Source organism: Exiguobacterium oxidotolerans JCM 12280 (assembly GCF_000702625.1).
Taxonomy (GTDB): domain Bacteria; phylum Bacillota; class Bacilli; order Exiguobacteriales; family Exiguobacteriaceae; genus Exiguobacterium_A; species Exiguobacterium_A oxidotolerans.
Map to the genome: position 1 here is coordinate 1,142,910 of NZ_JNIS01000001.1, position 20,954 is coordinate 1,163,863.

Annotated in this window: 19 protein-coding genes and 1 riboswitch; of the genes, 2 read left to right on the forward strand and 17 right to left on the reverse strand. The window is 35.8% G+C overall.

The features are described from left to right. Positions 1-60: 60 nt before the first annotated feature. Positions 61-145, forward strand: a riboswitch (cyclic di-GMP riboswitch). Between the two features lie 107 nt (positions 146-252). Continuing rightward, positions 253-1,044, forward strand: coding sequence for a glycoside hydrolase family 191 protein (locus P403_RS0105785; RefSeq protein WP_235195178.1), 792 nt, complete (start codon positions 253-255; stop codon positions 1,042-1,044). 207 nt (positions 1,045-1,251) lie between these two features. On the opposite strand, the gene P403_RS0105790 is transcribed toward P403_RS0105785, so the two are convergent. The 16 genes from P403_RS0105790 to P403_RS0105865 form a co-directional block, all read right to left on the reverse strand. After that, complete coding sequence (locus P403_RS0105790) at positions 1,252-2,418, reverse strand: nucleotide sugar dehydrogenase (protein ID WP_029331672.1); 1,167 nt, start codon at positions 2,416-2,418, stop codon at positions 1,252-1,254. A 14-nt stretch (positions 2,419-2,432) separates the two neighbouring features. After that, entirely contained in the window at positions 2,433-3,467 is a 1,035-nt protein-coding gene (locus P403_RS0105795) for an NAD-dependent epimerase (protein WP_276525022.1), read from the reverse strand. Then, on the reverse strand, positions 3,455-4,828 hold the full coding sequence (locus tag P403_RS0105800; RefSeq protein ID WP_029331674.1) for an O-antigen polymerase: 1,374 nt from the start codon (positions 4,826-4,828) through the stop codon (positions 3,455-3,457). The genes P403_RS0105795 and P403_RS0105800 overlap by 13 nt, the downstream gene beginning before the upstream one ends. Positions 4,829-4,842: 14 nt before the next feature. Beyond that, positions 4,843-6,039 (reverse strand): glycosyltransferase, encoded by a 1,197-nt coding sequence (locus P403_RS0105805; protein ID WP_029331675.1) that lies wholly within the window; start codon positions 6,037-6,039, stop codon positions 4,843-4,845. Continuing rightward, on the reverse strand, positions 6,032-7,360 hold the full coding sequence (locus P403_RS0105810) for a lipopolysaccharide biosynthesis protein (protein ID WP_029331677.1): 1,329 nt from the start codon (positions 7,358-7,360) through the stop codon (positions 6,032-6,034). The genes P403_RS0105805 and P403_RS0105810 overlap by 8 nt, the downstream gene beginning before the upstream one ends. Continuing rightward, entirely contained in the window at positions 7,344-8,507 is a 1,164-nt protein-coding gene (locus P403_RS0105815; protein WP_029331679.1) for a glycosyltransferase family 4 protein, read from the reverse strand. Before P403_RS0105815 ends, P403_RS0105810 begins: the two co-directional genes overlap by 17 nt. Next, positions 8,504-9,631 (reverse strand): glycosyltransferase family 4 protein, encoded by a 1,128-nt coding sequence (locus tag P403_RS0105820; protein ID WP_160167775.1) that lies wholly within the window; start codon positions 9,629-9,631, stop codon positions 8,504-8,506. The genes P403_RS0105815 and P403_RS0105820 overlap by 4 nt, the downstream gene beginning before the upstream one ends. 4 nt (positions 9,632-9,635) lie before the next feature. Then, positions 9,636-10,952 (reverse strand): nucleotide sugar dehydrogenase, encoded by a 1,317-nt coding sequence (locus P403_RS0105825; RefSeq protein ID WP_029331682.1) that lies wholly within the window; start codon positions 10,950-10,952, stop codon positions 9,636-9,638. After that, positions 10,952-11,722, reverse strand: coding sequence for a glycosyltransferase family 2 protein (locus tag P403_RS0105830; RefSeq protein WP_235195179.1), 771 nt, complete (start codon positions 11,720-11,722; stop codon positions 10,952-10,954). The genes P403_RS0105825 and P403_RS0105830 overlap by 1 nt, the downstream gene beginning before the upstream one ends. Beyond that, positions 11,703-12,566, reverse strand: a complete 864-nt coding sequence (locus P403_RS0105835; RefSeq protein WP_029331690.1) for an NAD-dependent epimerase/dehydratase family protein — start codon at positions 12,564-12,566, stop codon at positions 11,703-11,705. Before P403_RS0105835 ends, P403_RS0105830 begins: the two co-directional genes overlap by 20 nt. A 4-nt stretch (positions 12,567-12,570) precedes the next feature. Beyond that, positions 12,571-13,197, reverse strand: a complete 627-nt coding sequence (locus P403_RS0105840) for a sugar transferase (protein ID WP_029331691.1) — start codon at positions 13,195-13,197, stop codon at positions 12,571-12,573. 28 nt (positions 13,198-13,225) lie between these two features. Continuing rightward, positions 13,226-15,076 carry a nucleoside-diphosphate sugar epimerase/dehydratase gene (locus P403_RS0105845; RefSeq protein WP_029331692.1) on the reverse strand — a complete coding sequence of 617 codons (1,851 nt, stop codon included), beginning with the start codon at positions 15,074-15,076 and terminating at the stop codon, positions 13,226-13,228. Positions 15,077-15,115: 39 nt separating this feature from the next. Continuing rightward, positions 15,116-16,009 (reverse strand): UTP--glucose-1-phosphate uridylyltransferase GalU, encoded by an 894-nt coding sequence (gene galU / locus P403_RS0105850; protein WP_029331693.1) that lies wholly within the window; start codon positions 16,007-16,009, stop codon positions 15,116-15,118. A gap of 187 nt (positions 16,010-16,196) precedes the next feature. Beyond that, positions 16,197-16,961, reverse strand: a complete 765-nt coding sequence (locus P403_RS0105855) for a tyrosine-protein phosphatase (RefSeq protein ID WP_029331694.1) — start codon at positions 16,959-16,961, stop codon at positions 16,197-16,199. Between the two features lie 11 nt (positions 16,962-16,972). Next, positions 16,973-17,668, reverse strand: a complete 696-nt coding sequence (locus P403_RS0105860) for a CpsD/CapB family tyrosine-protein kinase (RefSeq protein ID WP_029331695.1) — start codon at positions 17,666-17,668, stop codon at positions 16,973-16,975. After that, positions 17,661-18,392: a YveK family protein gene (locus P403_RS0105865; protein WP_029331696.1), complete on the reverse strand. Its 732-nt coding sequence runs from the start codon at positions 18,390-18,392 to the stop codon at positions 17,661-17,663. Before P403_RS0105865 ends, P403_RS0105860 begins: the two co-directional genes overlap by 8 nt. Positions 18,393-18,590: 198 nt before the next feature. Between P403_RS0105865 and P403_RS0105870 the strand changes: the two genes are divergently transcribed. Continuing rightward, positions 18,591-19,754, forward strand: a complete 1,164-nt coding sequence (locus P403_RS0105870) for a hypothetical protein (RefSeq protein WP_029331698.1) — start codon at positions 18,591-18,593, stop codon at positions 19,752-19,754. 41 nt (positions 19,755-19,795) lie between these two features. On the opposite strand, the gene P403_RS0105875 is transcribed toward P403_RS0105870, so the two are convergent. After that, the gene (locus tag P403_RS0105875; RefSeq protein ID WP_029331699.1) at positions 19,796-20,722 is read right to left on the reverse strand and encodes an LCP family glycopolymer transferase; all 927 of its coding nucleotides are present in this window, start codon (positions 20,720-20,722) and stop codon (positions 19,796-19,798) included. Positions 20,723-20,954 lie beyond the last annotated feature (232 nt).

The window sequence follows — 20,954 nt, forward strand, 5'->3', positions numbered from 1 at the left end:
AGTTATTTACATTTTTGTTAGCAATGGTAAGATTTAGTCAAACAGACAATTACAACTAAATATCGAGAAGGGCAAACTTACTGAAAAGTAAGGGCGCAAAGACATGGGTCGTCGATCTTCGGATACCGATCGCCAGTCTGCAATGCCGCAGCCGCTCTCTGATAAAAAATCAGGAGGCTACTAACCATGGGTATTATCTCACTCAAACGCGTGACGTCTTTTTTGTGCATTCTTTTTTTAGGAGTGTTACTAATGACACCAATCACGGGCAAAGCTCAGTCAACGAATCCACTCGATTCCGTCAGCTCGTATAAGGTCTACTACGATGCACCGACGAAATCGAAAATCAAGAAGATGCAAAAGTACGATGTCATGATCATCGAGCCGGTCTTCTACTCGGCGCAACAAATCAAAGAGATTCAAAAGTACGGTACGAAAGTCTACGGTTACATCAACACGATGGAAGCCGACAACTGGAACACGGACTTGATGGCACAATTAAAGGAATCGGATTTCTTTCACCGCGACGGACAACGTGTCCACTACGCAGAATGGGATTCGTACTTAATCGACATCAACTCGAAGCATTACCAAGCGGTCCTCATGCAAGAAGTCGAAAAGCAGGTCGTCAATAAAGGACTCGACGGTGTCTTCTTGGATACAGTCGGCGACATCGACAACGAACATGCCGACCAACCAAAGATTCTTGAGCAGCAGCAAGTCGCGATGACGAACTTCCTGAAGAGCGTCAAGACGAAACATGCGGATCTCTCATTGATTCAAAACTGGGGCTTCGGGACATTAAAATACCATACGTACCCGTACATCGATGGCATCATGTGGGAAAGCTTCAACTACTCGACGGTCGCAAAAGACCAATGGTCAAAAGACCGGATGGCAGATCTTCAGGAGTTGAACGAAGAAGAAGACATCAAGACATTAACGATTTCTTCTAAGCAAGGTGCGAAAAGTGCGAAGTACGCGAAAAAGAATGGCTTCATTCACTTAAAATCAAACAAGACACTCAATTACAATAAATTCTAATCCACTTGAATATAATCTCATAACCGATTACTCAATTCCAATTCTGAGTGCTCCTGCATGAGACAATTATACAGGATGCACCAACCAAAACGTGTCACTTTTCAGAGGCAGGTCAACGAATTGAAACAGCGAACGCAAAAAGAGGCCCAGGCGATGCTTATCGCTTGGACCTCTTTTGATGCTTGTAAACCTTCACTTTTGTTCTCTTTAGTCACGACTATACAAATCTCGTGTATAGACTTTATCTTCAACATCACTCAACTCAGGATGCATCCGGTTCGAAAGAATCACGTCTGATTCCTGTTTAAACGCTTCAAGATCGCGGATGACGCGTGAATTGTAGAATGTATCTTCCGTCAAGACGGGTTCGAAGACCGTTACTTCAATCCCCTTCGCCTTGATGCGTTTCATGATCCCTTGAATCGATGAGGCGCGGAAGTTATCTGAGTCTGTCTTCATCGTCAGACGATAGACGCCGACGACTTTCGGATTTTGCTTGATGATCGTATCGGCAATGTAGTCTTTCCGGGTCCGGTTCGCTTCAACGATCGCTCCGATGATATTATTGGGTACTTCGTCGTAGTTCGCAAGGAGTTGCTTTGTATCTTTCGGTAAACAGTAACCGCCGTAGCCAAATGATGGATTATTGTAATGATTACCGATACGGCTATCGAGCCCAACACCTTCAATGATTTGTTTCGTGTCTAAGCTACGCACTTCTGCATATGTATCCAGTTCATTGAAGAAGGCAACCCGCATCGCGAGATACGTATTCGAGAACAACTTGATCGCTTCTGCTTCTGTTGAATCTGTCAAAAGAATCGGCACATCTTTATTGATCGCTCCTTCAAGTAGCAGATCCGCGAACTGTTGCGCGCGCTCTGACTGCTCTCCTACAACGATTCGTGACGGATAGAGGTTGTCATGTAACGCTTGTCCTTCACGCAAGAACTCCGGTGAGAAGACGATGTTCGGCGTATCGAACTTCTCTTTTAATTCTTGTGTATAGCCGACTGGCACCGTCGATTTGATAACCATCGTCGCATCCGGATTGATCGCAAGGACTGTCGCGATGACACTTTCGACTGTCCGTGTATTAAAATAGTTGCGTGTTGGATCGTAATCTGTCGGTGTTGCGATGATAACGAACTCAGCATCTTTGTACGCTTCATAATTATCTGTCGTCGCATGTAAGTTCAATTCTTTATTTTGTAAGAAATTTTCGATTTCCGCATCAACGATTGGTGACTTGCGATCATTGACGAGCTCGACACGTTCTTTAATGATATCAATCGATGTGACTTCATTATGTTGTGCGAGTAAAACGGCCATTGAAAGACCGACGTAACCTGTTCCTGCTACTGTGATTTTCATATGTCTCATCCTTTTCATAACTTTACGTTGTAGTATTCTTTGTACCAATCAACAAACTTTCCAAGTCCATCTTCGATGCTCGTACTTGGTTTAAAATCAATATCACGTTCGAGTTCAGAAACATCAGCGTAAGTACGCATGACATCACCCGGTTGCATTTCCATGTACTGTTTGTTTGCTTCCTTACCGATTTTTTCTTCCAATACATTGATAAATTTCATGAGTTGAACCGGTTGGTTATTTCCGATGTTGTAAACACGATACGGAGCAAAGCTTGATCCGAGTTCATCTTTACTTTCATCCCAATCCGGATTTTTTTCTGGGGCGCGTGGAATCAATTTGACGATGCCTTCGACGATATCATCAATATACGTAAAATCACGTTCCATTTTCCCATGATTAAATACTTTAATCGGATTTCCTTCAATGATATCCTTCGTGAACGAGAAGTAGGCCATATCAGGACGTCCCCATGGACCGTAAACAGTGAAGAAACGTAGTCCTGTTGTAGGAATATCATATAAGTGACTATATGTATGAGCCATTAATTCATTCGATTTTTTTGTAGCTGCATAAAGACTGACAGGATGATCGACATTATGATTTGTTGAGAATGGCGCTACTTTGTTTCCACCATAAACAGAACTAGATGACGCATAAAGGAGATGTTTTACAGGATACGCACGGCATGCTTCTAGTATGTTCAAAAAACCAGTAAGATTTGAATCTAAATAAGCATAAGGATTTTCGATAGAATAACGAACTCCAGCTTGGGCTGCTAAGTTAACCACAACATCAAAATCATACTTCTCAAATAAATTTTTAACATCACTCATATTTTTTAAATCTATATTTTCAAAAATAAAATTATTAGACTTAATTAAATTATTTAATCTAGTTTTTTTCAAATTTAATTCATAATAGTTATTCATATTATCTAATCCAATTACTTTGTAGTTTAATTTGATTAATTTATTACTAAGATGATAACCTATAAATCCAGAAGAACCTGTGATTAAAACTGTACTACTTCCTTTCAACTTCTCCACCTCACCTTTGATTTAATTATAAAGAATGCTAATAATAGTATATAAACAAAATATCGTTGTAAAGTTTGTCTAATCTCCCCTGCTACGAAAATGTCTAACCATACAAACATACTGGAAACATACAGAGGTTTCGAAATAACATTATTAATACCCATAAAATAATCGTTTAATTTTTTTCCAAGTAGACCAAACCCGACAGAAAAGATTACTACACCTATTGAACTTAGAGAATAATAGCCAAATGCAATAGCCCCTGGTGGAATAGACGATTCATATATTCCAGTTATATAATAAGTGTTATGAAAAATAATAGAATCTGGCTTTTCAAAAAACAAAAATTTAGAAGGTATTAAACTTAAGATAGCAATTCCAAACTCACTGAAGAAGTTTAATATATGTCTTCCAGAGTCGACAGATTTAATGGCTACTTCAAGTGATACATATTTATGCTCCAAATAGTATGAGAATGTGTAAATCACATCCTTAAACCCTTCAATAGAATATCTTCCACTAGTAGAGGTAATAATAAATTGCTTTTTAAAAACATCTACTCCATCTTTTAAATACATTAAGCTGTTAAAGAATGGTCTTAAATAGTTTATTCCAACAAAGAAAATAAATCCTATAAAACTTGTTTTAAGAATATTAATTTTTTTATTTTTGACTAGTGCATATATTAAAAATAAAATTAATATATATTGTAAGATAGCTCCCCTTCCAGCATTTATAAAAAACCAAAGAAACGAAATCACAATGCTAAAAATCAGCAATAGAAGTAGTTTTTGATTTTTTAAAAAATATGCAAATAAAAAATAAGATGGGTATATTAAAGCAACTATAAATCTTCTGATAAATTCTAATGATCCATCTCCAGAACTGACATAGTTTCCATCTCGGATATGGCCTGAATTTAAAATTAAATTTACTATGCCTCCGAATGAACGACTGTAAACAAATAAAGATAATAATCCAATTATCCATAAAACAATAGATGTTATTATGATAACTTTCCCAGAAAAATCATAGTGCTTTTTTTCTGTATTATTATTATTATTATTATTATTATTATTTATTCGCTTCAGTTTAATTTTTTTAGCGAGATATTGATATCCTAATAAAACAAATACGTATGACATGAAAATCAATATAAATGCCTTGAAAGATCCGCTTAATTCTCCAAGATATTTTTCATATCTTCCATGATACTCAATAAAAGAAGCATTATAAATAAACGCTGGAAACAAATAATATCCAATAAAATATAAATTAAAGAAACTTAAGAAATCAAAAAAAAACTCTTTTTTTCTATATACTTCAATAACTATAATTATTATTGCTAATAGTAAATATAATAACCACAAATTTTACACCTCATTTAAATTTCTTTGAAAACTTTTTTCCATTGCAAATATATTGCATCATCATTGTAATTTTTAATATATTCAGTTGCATTTTTTTCAATATTAGAAACTAACTCATTATCATTTAAAAGTAATTCAATAGATTTTTGAATATAAAATGCTTCCTCTCGACCTTTTTTAGAAGTTCTTGGAAATAAAACACCTCTATCGGTAAGCATTATGTCATTTATTTCTTTCTCATAATCATCTAATCCGGCTAAAATTTCACGAGGTCCTGATAAACAATCAACAGAAATTACAGCTGTTTTACAAACCATGGATTCAATAATTACATTTGCAAATCCTTCTCTTTCTGAATTCAAAATAAACACCTTTGCCTTAGATATGTATTTAAAAGGGTTATTATCGAAAGGTAGAATCTTTATTACACTATCTAAATCTAAGTCATTAATTTTTTTTTGTAACTCCAAGCGTAAAGGTCCGTCACCTAAGATTAAAAGTTTTGTATTTGGATTATTTAAGTGAACTTGGCTGAATCCTTCGATTATGCTAGCCTGTTTTTTAGCAGTAATTAATCTTCCTACATTAATAATCACTTCACTCTTATGGAAAAAAATTTCCATTTCATCATTTAATTTATCTTCTTTTAGTTTTTTAATTTGATCGAAGTCATAAAAATTATATATGGTTTGAATTAAATTTCTATTTATATGAAAGTGATTTACCAAATCTGTTTTAACTCCTTCAGAAATAGAAATAATTTTATCGGCATTTTTATATAGAAATTTGATGAAAATGTTTTCGATTCTACTAATTATTTTTTCAGTTTGTAAGGATCTAGTACTACGAACTGAAACAATTTTTTTGTCACCGGTCTTAGTAAGTAAATTTATTATATTAGGTGTTTCAAGGAAGCTTATTGTCAAATCAATTTCTAATTCTTTTTTTATTTTCTCTAATTTTTTTATTTTTTTGTATTTTTTCGAAAAAAATAAAAGTTTATTTTTAAAATTACTTTTTTTAAAGTTCTCCTCTGATTCTAAATAAACAATTTCTCCGGAATAATCATAAACAATTTCTTTACTGTCTAATAATATTAAAAATACGTTAAAATCTTTAGTAAGATACTTCGACAATAAACCAGCTGCTCTTTCTGCTCCACCTTTAGCTAAACATGGAATAAGAATTGCTATATTTTTTATATTATCCACTTAATAACACCTCATCGTTTACTATAATTCTTTTTACTACTTTTTTCTTCATATTCACAATAAATATAACTTCCAAAAGATATGCAATAACAATTCCATAAATTCCAATAGTTTGACTTAAAACTAATGTAGCAAGTACATAAAAAATGTTTGCACACAATACAATTTGGAAATTTTTCTTTACTTGACCTATTGATACAAAATAAGGATGTAATGCTGCATATGATAATGAGTATATTCTACTAAATATTAATAGGATCATAACCATAGAATTTTGGAAATATATATTCCCAAAATAAAATTTCAAAATAAACGGCGCTACCAAAGAAAAGATAATCCCGAGAGGGATCATAAAAAGTAAAGTTACTTTTTTTAATTTAAGTACTACTTCATATCCTCTATTGTTTTCTTTTTTAGCTGCTAACATAGAAAATTGCGGCATAATAACCTGAGACAGTGGTGCAGTAAGTTTTCCAAGTATTTCAGCAATTTGCTTATAGAGTTTGTATACCGTTACTAGCTCAATTGAAAATGTTGAAATTATGAAAACATCTAATTGTTTAGCTGGTATATCAACGGTAGAACTTATATTAGTCCACCCCATAAATTTATAATATTCAATACCAGAAGAATTTAATTTTGCATTTAATAATTGTTTTATATTGACTATCTTTTTCAATTCTTTAAATGCAAATATAATTAAGACAATATTTCCAACAACATTTGCGGATACATAAAATATTGTAAAAGTAGCCAAAGAATTAAAATCAAATAACCAATAAAACACAACTGAGAATAGTCTCAACAAAGATGTTATTATTTTTTGATAAGCTACCATTTCAAATTTATTTGCTAATCTTAATATTCCAATCGGTGTATTAGTAAATCTAAACAATACTTCTAAACAGCTAATAAATATAATGACTTTAATTTCATTCGGCCATTCAGTAAACTTAATAATTATAGAAGTTAATGATACTGCTAATATAAAACCAAAAATAGAACTTAAAAAATCGACTATACTACTTCCCTTGATGTTCGAACAAAATACCTTTAAGTTTTTTTCATATAAAGATTTACTACCAAATTTTATTATTGCTTGCCACGATTGAAAATTAAAAATCGAATCGAAAATCAACATGTATGATTGTGCAAGAATAAAAATCCCATAGTCTTTATTTCCAATTATTTTTATGGATATAAATAAAACTAAAATATTAATTATTGAAGAAATAGAATCTCCAGATAAAGCAACAATCATATTTCTTAATAATTTATCCCAAAAAGGATTTGATCGTACTTTTTTAATTAATATTTTCATTTTCAACAATCCTCGCGATTTTATCACTCCAGTTAAACATTAACTCTTCTTTTCTATTCAATTGCTTTTGAAGCAATAAATAGTAATTTTCTTCTTTAGAAATCGTTTCAATATTGCTAACTAAGTCTTCTACTGATAGTTCAAAAAGTGCTTCTTCATAATTTAAAATTTCCGGTATTCCACCTGCTTTTGAACCGATAACCGCAACATCATTATAAATTGCTTCAAGAATAGTATTTGGACAAGAATCTGCATACGATGGAACTACTAATAAATCAAAATTAGTAAGATATTCTTTAACATTTTCTACTCTTCCAATAAAAGATACGTTTTGATTTTCATATTTTGTTTTATAAAAATCAAAAGAATCTCCATCACCTATAACAATAACATTACAATTTAATTCATTTGAATCATCTGAATTTATTCTTTCTATCGCCTTTAAAAACAATTTGTGACCTTTTCTTTGATTTGAAAAATCACCAATAAAACCAATATTTTTAAAAGAAAATGACTTTTGTTCTATATTTTTTTTATTTTTTTGTTCAATCCAAGTTGGGTTGATATTATTAATTTGTACAAAACTTTTTTTTGCAATAATTCGTTTTAAGAGCTTATGTCTTTCTAGTAATTTATTTAAGTCATATTCACATTGAACTATAACTTTCTTAGACTGAATTAAACAAATGGCTTCTGCTACTTTTAACATATTTAAATATACTTTTTTTATTAACGTGTTATTTGTTTTTTCTTTCAAAGATATTGATTTATATCCAATCAAGTCTTGCCTTATAAATAGATTTATATCTTTACAGTTCAAAAGCGATAATGATAGTGCAGTAGGTACATCAAAAACTATCAAATCATCATATTTTTTCTTTTTCAAATTATTAATATGCTTAAAATTTTGGAAGAAAATAAGCAACTCATTAGGTACATAAAATTTATTATTTGTTTTCCTTTTTAAAGACGTATAATTAAGAATTTTATTTTTTCTTAAAACTAAATCATCGTCGCCAGAATAAAATTCAACATTATAATCATTTGATTTTTCATAATATTTATATAGTTCTAAAAATCTTTTAAGCCCTCCGGTTTTTCTTACACCAAAAATTTCACTAGTAGAAAACATAATAATATTTTTCATTTATTAAATTCCTTCTTTATATTTTTCATGAAATCAACCATTAAATTTGAGTTATTTTCCCAGTCGTATTCATCCAAAACACGTTTTCTAGATAATTTCCCCATTTTTCTTCTTTTTTCAGGATTTTCAATTAGATCTATAATTTTATCAGCTAACTCTTTCACATTTTTTCTTTCAAAAACTACACCATACTGACCATTTCCAACTACTTCTTTAAAGCCACCAACGTTTGATACAATGACAGGTATTTCACAAGCCATTGCTTCAACAATTGCAACTCCAAAACTTTCACTTTCTAAAATACTAGACCCTATAAAAATATCAAAATTATTAAGCTCATTTGGTACTTGAGTATTTGGAACTCGTCCCTTTAATTTAATATATTTTTCTAAATTATTTAATTTAATGAACTTTTCAAAATCCTCTTTTTGATTTCCTTCTCCATAAATTCGATATTCAAAGTTTAGTTTTTCCAAATCAATCATTTTGTTATCAATCATATATTTAATTGCTTTAATACTATACTCTAACCCATATTTAGGAGATAGTTTTTTAATACTTCCTATAATAATTTTTTCGTTAGAAGTATTTCTATCATTTCTTTTAAATTTATTTGTATCAACACCAAATGGTGTGATTTTTATATCTTTTAGCTCATGTTTAATTCCTAAATCAATAGTTTGATTTGCCATAACATGACTAGTAGAAGCAATCCCATCAGCATAATTTAAATTTTTCTTTATAATACTCATATTTATTTTTGATTTATAAGGAAAATCATATACATCACTTCCATATACAGAAATAATACATGGATGAAAATTAGTAAGACGCGCAAGTGTTCCATAGCCACTTGCATAATGCGCATTTAATATATCTGGATTAATTTTGTTTAATATTTTTTTTAATTCAATCGTATTCAGATAATACCCAATTGTTTTCTTAAAATTTAACTTGTGAACTTTTATTTGATTGGAAACCTGATCTTGCTTTAAATCATGATTTTTTTGAAAAATTAAATGTACCTCATGTCCTAATTCATTTAACTTATTTGCCCACCTAACTGCATGAACATCAGAACCAGCTGCTAATAAAGCAATTCTCATTTTTTTCTCCTTACTCATCTTTTTATAAGCTCCAGTATTTAAAACCAACATCTTTTAAATCTTTTTCATTTACAGTACTTTTTACATCTATAAAAACTTTATCTGTAACATTTCCACATAAATTATTCCACTCGTCAACATTCATTTCTTTATATTTCTCATGACCAACTGCTAAAACAATACAATCTAAGTTGTTAATTTCATCAATTACAGAGATTTTTTTACCATATTCATTGAAAAAGTCTTTTTCGTTTACGTTATAATCAATAATTTGAGGTTCAATTCCATAACTATTCAATCCCATAACTATATCTAGTACTTTTGAGTTACGAATATCCGGGCAGTCTTCTTTGAATGTCGCACCGAAAATGCCGATTTTTGCCTCTTTGACTTTTTTATTTGCTACGACTAATTGTTTAATAATATTTTCTGAAATAAAGTTACCAATACTATCATTTATTTTTCTTCCTGATAAAATAATCTGACTATGATAACCCAATTTTTCAGCTTCATAGATAAAGTAGTAAGGATCAACACCTATACAATGACCTCCAACTAAGCCAGGATAAAAACCTAGTGAATTCCATTTAGTGTTCATTGCTTCAATTACTTCATTCGTATTGATATTCATCTTATTAAAAACAATTGCTAATTCGTTCATAAAAGCAATATTGATGTCCCTTTGGCTATTTTCAACAACTTTCGCAGCTTCTGCAACTTTTATTGATGAAGCTTTGTGAACTCCAGCTTTAATTACTATTTCGTAAATACCACTTATTATTTCTAAGGATTCTTCATCTATCCCCGAAACTATTTTAACAATATTTTCCAAAGTGTGTACTTTGTCACCCGGATTAATTCTTTCTGGTGAATATCCAACTTTGAAGTCAATTCCGCATTTAAGACCAGAATTTTTTTCAAGAATAGGGATGCATATATCTTCAGTTACACCTGGATAAACAGTCGATTCGTAAACTACAATTGATCCTTTACTTAGGTTTTTTCCGATAAGTTCGCTTGCACCTATCACTGGATCTAAATTGGGTGTTTTATCTAGATTTATTGGTGTTGGAACCGCAACAATATGAAATTTTGCATTTTTTAAAACTTTAGGATTGCTTGTAAACGCTACCTTTGATTTTTTAATCTCTTCATCTCCAATTTCTTTCGTAGGATCAATCCCTGATTTATAAAGATTTACTTTTTCTTCACTAATATCAAAACCTATAACTTTAACTTTTTTAGCAAATTCTACTGCGATTGGCATTCCTACATATCCAAGACCTACTACTGCTATTTTCTCTTTTTTCAAAAGGATTTCATTTACTAAGTTTTTCATTATCGTTTACCTCTTTTAAGTATAGTTTTTTTTATCCAAAATAAAGTTAAATACAAAGAATAGAAAATATTTATTTTTTCATATTCGCGATATACTTTCCAATGATATTTAACTAGATCCAGCTTATTACTCGAAATTGATCCTTGCCGTAATCTATGACTAGATAGTACTTCGTCTAGACAATAGAGCTTGCTACTTTTTTTTATTACTTTTAACCACATTAAATAATCATTTCTTTTTTTTATATTCTCTATATAAAATTTACCTAATTTTTTTGCATTATATATAACTGTTGAATTACCACAATTATTTTTTAATAAATCATTATAATTTGTTTCAAAAGGAAACGTTATTATAGTATCCAAATCATTATCATTTGTGTCTATTTTATTGTAAAAAGTGCAGGTGAACAGATAGTTATTTTCCATCATAAATGCAATTTGCTTTTCAAGCTTATTTTCAAACCAAACATCATCACTATCAATAAAAGCTATGAGCTCTCCTTGTGCAACTTCTACACCTAAATTTCTCGAAACAGCTGCTCCAGAATTTTTAGCATTACTTAGATATTTTATTCTTCCATCTTGATTTTTTCTTTTCTCTATATAAGATTTAGTTTCATCTGTTGAACAATCATCGACAACTAATAATTCAAAATTTCTAAAGGTTTGATTTAATACAGAATCGATAGATTTCCCGATAAATTCCATATCGTTAAATGTAGGCATTATTATTGAAACAAATATTCTATTATTTAAATCCATTCTCATTTTTTATATTCTCGCTCTCTATAATTACGATTGATTTTTCAAAATTAATTGGTGATTCATAAAAATCGTATTTAAAGTCTTCTTGATCATAATATAAATCCCCAAAAATTTTTTCGAAATAACTGTTTTTTTTAATTAAAAATCTTACCAATGGATTAAAAAAACTTAAAAGAATTGTTTTTTTGTTCATTTCTTTCCTTAAATTTAGTACTAATTCAGTAGTACATATGTAATCACTATTTTGAGGATGAAATACTCCTGATTTTTTAGCTTTATATAACTCGTATATGAAATGAGTTAAATTATCTATAAATATCATACTTCTCTTATTTTTTATCGAAGGGAAAATATATAAAATTTTAGAAAGTTTAACTAAATTTTTATAATTTCCTGGGGCTTCAGCTCCGTATACCATTGGTGGTCGTACGATTGCAATTTTAAAGTTGTCATCTTCTAAACTAAGTATTTTCTTCTCAGCATTTAGTTTAGACTCTCCATATAAAGTTATTGGTTTTTCTTCTGTACTACTATTAATAACTCCATTAGTTTGTCCAAATACATTCATAGTACTTATAAAAATGAACAGTTTACAACCTTTGGATTTACAATCTTTCGCTATTTTAAATGTTAAATCGCTATTAATTTCTGCAAATTTATTTTTTGAATCATTTTTATGAACGATAGCAGCCGTATGAATAACAGTTGAATATTCATCAAAATTAATCTCGTTATAATATTGGTTTCGTACTGACTTTGCTTCGCACATAATAAGCTCTTTATTAAATTTTTCTACAATTTTTTTTGAAATATATCCATTTTTACTTGTCACTAATACTTTTTTCATTTTTTTACTCCTTTGTACTTGCTACTTCTTTATTAGTGATCTTTCCAGTCCCACCTTCGACTACACCATCACTTTTAAGCACGCTAAAAATAGTAGCAACAAAACATCTAGCATCAATTAAGAGACCCATACGACGTACATAGTCTCCATCAAGTTTTGCCTTTACTTCGATTGGTAGTTCATCACGGCCATTAATTTGTGCCCATCCCGTTAATCCTGGTAAGGTGTCGTTCGCTTTATACTTATCTCGTTCATCAATCAAATCGTATTGATTCCAAAGTGCTGGACGTGGTCCTACAAATGCCATTTCTCCTTTTAGGATATTAAATAATTGAGGCAACTCATCTAAGCTGGTTTTACGTAAGATTTTTCCGACGCGTGTGATGTAGACATCCGGATCTGCTAACAAATGTGTTGGTGTATCATTCGGTGTTTCGATATACATCGTTCTAAATTTCAAAATGTTAAAATGATTTTTATTTAATCCCACTCGTTTTTGTTTAAAAAATACAGGTCCACGAGATTCGAACTTGATTGCAGCCATGATCAACATGAAGACAGGAATCAGTATAAGACAGGCCACTAAAGCTATTACGAAGCCAAGTGGACGTTTAATTGCTAAATAGTTCACCTGTTATCCCCCCCTTGAGTTATTTCTATTAAATAAGATTCTTTTCAAGCGTACTGACGTCGTTGGCAATATCCAGTAAGACATTGCGTAATTGTAATGGTGACTCCCTGTGCTGGTTTACGAGTGCAAAGATATGCTCGAGTGACTCTTTTTGGCGTGTTCTGCCAACGAAGATTTTTGGATAAATGGCTTCCGAATCGACTTCACCGTCTTTCAGCAATTCTTCATACATCTTCTCTCCCGGTCGAATCCCTGAGAATACAATCGGCATTTCATCTTCCGTAAATCCACTCAGTTCAATCATATTTTTTGCAAGATCAACAATCTTAACCGGCTCACCCATATCGAGCACAAACACTTCGCCACCATCCGCTAAAATACCAGCTTGAATGACTAAGCGACTTGCTTCTGGGATTGTCATGAAGAAACGTGTCATTTCTGGATGGGTTACCGTTACCGGTCCACCGGCCAAAATCTGCGACTTAAAGAGTGGAATAACAGAACCACGGCTTCCCAGAACGTTTCCAAAACGGACAACTGCAAATTTTGTTTGGCTGCGACTTCCTAAATCCTGCACGACCATCTCTGCAATTCGTTTTGTTGATCCCATGACATTTGTTGGATTCACTGCCTTATCTGTTGAAATCATGACAAATCGTTCAACGTTAAATAAATCAGCTACTTCTGCAACATTCTTTGTTCCATAGACATTATTTTTGACCGATTCATATGGGTTTGCTTCCATTAACGGAACATGCTTGTGTGCAGCTGCATGGAAAACAACTTGTGGTTTATGTGTCGCAAATACTTCTTCTAATCGAGTACGATCCTGAACGTCAGCAATAATTGGTACTAGGTTGATTGGTAACTGTAATGCACGTAACTCCCGTTCAATCAAATAGATACTGTTTTCTCCATGACCAAGTAACAACATCGTCGTTGGATTAAACTGAACGATTTGCCGGCAGATTTCCGAACCAATCGATCCTCCTGCTCCTGTCACAAGAACAGTCCGCCCTTCAATCTCTGACCGAATGCCGGAAATATCGAGTTCGACAGCTTCCCGTCCAAGTAAATCTTCAATTGAAACATCACGAATTGCATTGACCGAGACTTTCCCAGTGACAAGCTCCTCGATCATTGGTAAAATCTGAACATTTTTACATAACGTTTTTGCTTCCGTGATCAGTTCAACCCGCCGTTGTTGCGACAGCGATGGAATCGCAAGGACGATTGCTTCGATTCGATGTTTTTCGATTACTGTTTCTAAATCGTCTGTTGTCCCGACGACCTCGATTCCCTGAATCATGAAGTGCATGTTTTTTGGATCATCGTCAACAAAAGCAACCGGTTTTAATTTATGGAACGGTGAAGCATATAACTGGCGAACGAGTGAACGTCCGGCACGACCAGCACCAATTACAAGTGTCCGCTTCCGTGATTTGACCATCCGTCGTGGTAATGCATATTTCCGCCAATGTTGGCCGATCCCAAGTAGGCGGAGCGCAATGCGAATTGCTCCCAGTAACAAAAGGGCAATACAAAAACTCAAAATCGTGATTCGTTCTAAAATCTGTCCGAAAACAAATTTTTGATAAATCATTAGACCGATTGAGCTAACGCCTAATGATAAAGAGAGCGTTAATGCTTCTTGAATACTGGCATACTTCCAGTTGACACGGTACAACTTCATCAAGAATGCAACGCTGACGAATAACAAGGAAAATAACACGGCTGATTGTAACAAAAGTTCTGTATCAACTAACGAAAATAATTCCTTCGGATATAAGAAAAAGTACGTAAAGCTCATCGCAATAATTAGGGCGACTGCATCAATACAAGCTAACGTCAGTGTCCGGTAATAATAATAAAATTTCATCTATGAAGTTCCTTCCTCTCCATAATCAGCAGATCACAGTTAGACAAGTGATTTGTTCGTTGCCCGTTCTGCAAGTAAGTCTTCCATCATTTTCGCGACATCATCTCCAAGATCGTCACGCTTCAAGGCGAACTCGAGTGTCGTCTGGATAAAACCGAGTTTTTCCCCGACGTCGTAACGTTTGCCATCAAATTCATAGGCAAAGACCCGTTGCATTTCGTTGAGCCGCGTAATCGCGTCTGTCAGCTGGATTTCGCCACCTGAACCAACTTCTTGTGTTTCGAGGTATTTAAAGATTTCCGGTGTTAATAAGTAACGTCCTAAGATCGCTAAGTTCGATGGCGCCGTTCCAGGTTCCGGTTTTTCGACAAATGATTTTACTTTATGTAAGTTCTCTGAGATGCTTGTACTTGGATCAACGATTCCGTAACGATGCGTGTCTTTATCCGCGACCGGTTGCACACCGATGATCGAGCTGTTCGTGATTTCGTATTGTTCAATCAACTGGCGCGTACATGGAACATCGGCTTGAACGATATCATCCCCGAGCATGACGACGAAAGGCTCATTGCCGATAAAGGCTTTTGCTTGAAGAATTGCATCACCTAGTCCTTTTGGTTTAGATTGACGAATGAAATGGATGTTGATGTTTGTTGTCGCTTCGACAAGATACAACAACTCCGATTTATTTTTTGAAATCAAGTTCGCTTCAAGTTCCGGAACTGAATCAAAGTGATCTTCAATCGCTCGTTTCCCTTTACCGGTGATGATTAAAATGTCTTCAATCCCCGATTCGATTGCTTCTTCAATGATATATTGAATCGTTGGCTTATCGACGATTGGCAACATTTCTTTTGGCATCGCTTTTGTGGCAGGTAGAAAACGTGTCCCGAGACCCGCTGCCGGAATAACTGCTTTTTTTACTCTTTTCATGAAACTCACTCCTATCTGTAATTTTTGATTACCATAATATAATCAAAATTCCATTCTTTATGTAAATTACGATAACACATCACTGACCTTTTTTCCATAAAGTTTCCATATTTTAATAATGTAAGCGTTAACATAGAAAAAAGAGAGTGCTATTTCACTCTCTTTACTAGCTCTTACGACTATCAGCTTAGACCCACTGTCCCTTCCAGTTCTTCTCGACTGGACTCGGCGGATTAATCGTCACAAGCTGATTCAATAAAACGGCTTCATTGTTTTCGTACACTTCATCATACAACCAGCCTTCGAGTTCTTGTGCCAAGTACTTCCGGCACTGCTCCCAGTAGAACGGACGTTTTTCGATATGGTGGGCGTCTGACGCAACCAGATGAGCAAGGCCGTTTTCAAGTAAGGCAATAGCGAACCGTTGAACATCCTTCCCGTACTTACCAATCAGACTAGCACATGTCACCTGACTGATTGCTCCGTTCGAAATCAATTCGAACAGGAGATTTGGATTTTGGATGATTGCTTTATTCTTTTCCGGATGGGCAATGATAGGAATATAGCCATCGGAAATCAACTCAGCAAAGACTTGCCGCGCATAGGACGGAATCCCGCTCGACGGAAACTCAATCAATAAGTAACGCGAATCTGCGAGTGGTAACGCCTTTCCCGCTTTGATTTCTTCGATCAATTCCCCTGTCAAGCGAATCTCGTGTCCCGGATATACCGTCAAGCGAATATCCCGTTGTTTCAGTAAGACGTTCAGTTCAGCGACCGTCAACCGGACATCGACGTCTTCCGTTTCGAACTGTGGGTGGTAGAGGTGTGGTGTCGCGATGATTTGCGACACCCCTTCTGCAACAGCCTGTTCTGCGAGTTGTAATGTATGTTCGACGCTCGCCGGACCATCATCGACGAGTGGTAAGAGATGACAGTGCAAATCAACCATGATTGAACCCCTCACTCATAAGAATAGTAGTATTGGTATGCGGAATCATCCGTCAGTTCACGACGGTTCAAGACGACGCCGAGAATCTTCGCTTCCGCCAGTTCGAGCTGTTCTTTCGCCTTCAAGACACGCTGACGGTCAGAAGTCGTACAGCCGACGACTAAGACAACGCCGTCAGTTAATTTTGATGTAATCCGGCTATCTGCGACTTGCAGTAACGGCGGTGCGTCAAGGATGATGACGTCATAATTTTCACGAAGTTCTAAAATCAGATTTTCCATCGCCCGTGATGATAGTAGTTCCGCCGGGTTAGGTGGAATCGGACCTGCTGTTAAAATTGATAAGTTGTCAATTTTTGTCGGGAGCACAGCTTTTTCAAGCTCTGCTTGGCGTGTCAAGAGACTCGATAAACCAAGACCATTTGCGACTTTAAACGTATAGTGAACCGTCGGACGACGCATGTCGGTATCGATGATTAGAACTTTTTTCCCTTGTTGAGCATAGGCAACAGCAAGGTTCGACGACGTCGTCGATTTTCCTTCACTTTGCGTTGCTGATGTAATCAGCATGACTTGAATTTCTTTATCAACGGCCATGAACTCGATATTCGTCCGAATCGTCCGGTATTGCTCGGCGATTGGCGATTTCGGTTGTGTGACCGTAATTAAGTTCCGTGCGTCTTTATGCATTTTACTTTTCTTAGCCATATTGTTTTGCCGCCTCTCGTTTGGTTGCCTTCGCTGACGATTTAAAGACTTTGCTATCGATGTCCGGGATACTACCTAAGACCGGTAGATCAAGGATTTGTTGGACTTGTTCTTCCGTCCGGATCCGGCGGTCGAGAACTTCACGTAAGAAGGCCAGACCGACGCCGAGTAAGAACCCAACAACTGCTGCAATCGCCGTATTCAAGATGATATTCGGGCTGACCGGTGACGTCGGAATGCCTGAGACCGATAAAACTTTGACGTTATCGACATTCATCAATTCAGTGATATCATCACTGAAGACGTTTGCAACCGAATTAGCAACGTTTGAAGCAAGTGCTGCATCTGTACTTTGGACAGAGACGTTGATGACCTGGGAGTTTTGTTCACTTTCGACAGTGATCATGCTGTTCAATGCATCAATACTCGTAGGTGCATTATCGACTTCTGCTTGGACTTTTTCTAAAATTGCTGGGCTTTTGATGATGACACGGTATGTATTGACGAGTGTGACCGACGACTGGACTTGTGACGCATCGATGACATTGTTCTCTTGTTTTTTCGGTGTGACAAGAATTTGTGTTCCAGCTTGGTACGTCGGATTAATCAAAAACGTACTGACGGCAAAAGCGATGACGGCTGCGACGATCGTCAGGGCGAGAATCCGCCAAAGCGACTTCCGTAAAACTGAAAATAATTCTTGCAAGCTAATCGTTTCATTCATGATGTGACTATTCTCCTTTATTTGTCTAATGCAGTGATTATTTTATCAACTAGGATTCAGTATAACAAAAAATTGGGAAATGGTTACTATTATTTTAGGAAATACCATACGTTTATTGAAAAAGTTTGCGTATAATAGAGACTAACATGCTTTCCTTTGCATGAATTACCGGATATCTACATAGGAGGAATATTTTTTATGCATCGCTCTCTGCAAGCACTCCAATACTATACATCGCACTCGGAGGAAGAGATCATACGTCTTCATGAACGCATCCGTTCAAGTCTCGCTTCGACCGAATCCTTAACCGATACGATGATCCGTCTGACGGGAGACGCACCACTCCTCCCATTCAAGCAGGACACGGTTACGGTAGACGAATGGCAAAATTTTTTAGACGGAAAGCACCATGAGAGTTTGGCAGATTTTTATGGCACCATTGTCGCCCGACCGATCCTTAAAGAAGACCAGATCAAACAGGATATCTCGGCGGAAGCACCGTCTTCCTTGTCACGTACGCAGCGACCAGATGCGCCACGCCGCCAGCATACGAAGCCGACAGCTGCACCACATACGAAACCGAAATTCCCATGGGGCTGGATCGCGTTATTGATTCTTTGTTTCCTGCTTGGAGCTGGTGGAACATACGTCTATTCGAACTATCTCGCAAGCCAAAAATCGTCTGCACCTGATGCGACCATTGAACAACCGATCGCTGTCAAAGAGTCGATGGAAGACCAAGATGATGAAAAAGCAGACGATCAGCCGAAAGCTGAACCGGAAACAAACATCCTTTACGTCAACACACGCAACAGTAACATCTACCGTGACGAAGCGTTGACGGAAGAATTGTACGAAGCCGACTTCGGTGACGGCTACCGGATCCTTGAGACATCCGACTCAATCAGTAAAGTCGAACTGACTGACGGAGTGACAGGATATATCAAAAATACAGATACGACAAAAAAAGTCGAGGGTGATGCCATTGCCGATGAAACGTTACTGACATGGGTCAACGATAATCTCGATACAAGTTTTGTCACGGGCACCCTCATTGACCTTATCGGCAAATCGGACGAAGAGTTGAACACTTTATATGGCGAACCCGACCGCACATATCCCGATGAACTGAACACATACCTGTTTTATGGAAATCATTTCTTTACGTTATACGATGACCGGGTCATCGCCATCGATTGGTCGGAAACGGATATCACGAATGAAACTCTCGCGACACTCGCACCGCTCCAGCTCGAATCGGATACGGCTTCGCTCGTCATGAGCAACTCGTACCGACTGCAACGGTTCGCAAAAGACGGGACCGACTTCAGTCGCGTCCGTCTCGCCGAACAAAATCTCTAAACAAAAGGAGTGAGCCACGTCGGCTCACTCCTTTTTCTGTATCATTCGATTCCTAACGAATATTGTAATGCAGTTTTTGTTTGTTCGAGCGAATCGTCCGTCGGATGCCAGTAATAAATGCCATCCGCTTCTTTTCCACCCGCTCCTTCAAGCTTTAAGTTTTCCTGATTCTTAAAGGCATCCATATAGTCAAAAGCGAGCGTCCGCATCGGTTTGAACGAGACGTTCGTTTGGGCATTTTCCCCGACGACATCCATGATCGCATTAAATTTACTGATTGATACGTCTGACGACAGTTTTGACACGACTTGTCCGATGACATCACGTTGACGCATCTGGCGACCGAAGTCTCCCCGTGGATCTTCATACCGCATCCGTGTGTACTTTAATGCTTCGTCACCATTGAGGTTGATTTTTCCGACGCCAAAGTGTTTGTCGCCGACTTTGAAGTCTAAATCATTATTGACCGTCACCCCACCAACGGCATCGACGAGTGACGTAAACCCTTGCATGTTGATTTCCGCATAGTAGTTGATTGGAATATCGAGGAAGTTCTCGACCGTTTTGATCGCCATATCCGGTCCACCAAATGAATACGCGTGGTTGATTTTATCGTTCGTCCCTTTGCCAACGATATCGACTTTCGTATCACGGGGGATACTGACGAGGCGACTTTCGTTCCGGGTCGGGTTCAGTGTCATGACCATGATCGAGTCACTGCGTCCGCGCTCACCTGGGCGTTGATCAACCCCAAGCAACAGAACCGAAACCGGTTTTTGTTTCTCGACGACGGCATCACCCGTATTTTTGACCGGTGACTGAATTTTCTTGACGGTTTGGTCGACTTGATAGTATGTATAACCGATGAATCCGCCGATGCCGACGACGAGGACCAAAGCAATCAACAGCATGATCTTCAGCGGCGTCCACCGCTTTTTGGCTTTTCGTTTCTTTTTGACGCGTTCCACTCTATCATTTCTCCTTTTTGTCTTGCGTATTATTTCTTACCTATGAGTTCTCATTTATATCGGTTCAGCATGAGCACTCTTATAGTCGAGTATACAAAAAATAACTCTTTTTTTGTAAAAAAAATGAAAAAAACTTCTCTACAGACTCTTATGAACTGAACCCTAAATGCTGGACGCTTGATAAAAAACTCCTCAATCCATTTCTGGACCAAAGAATCATGTCGTGACTGGT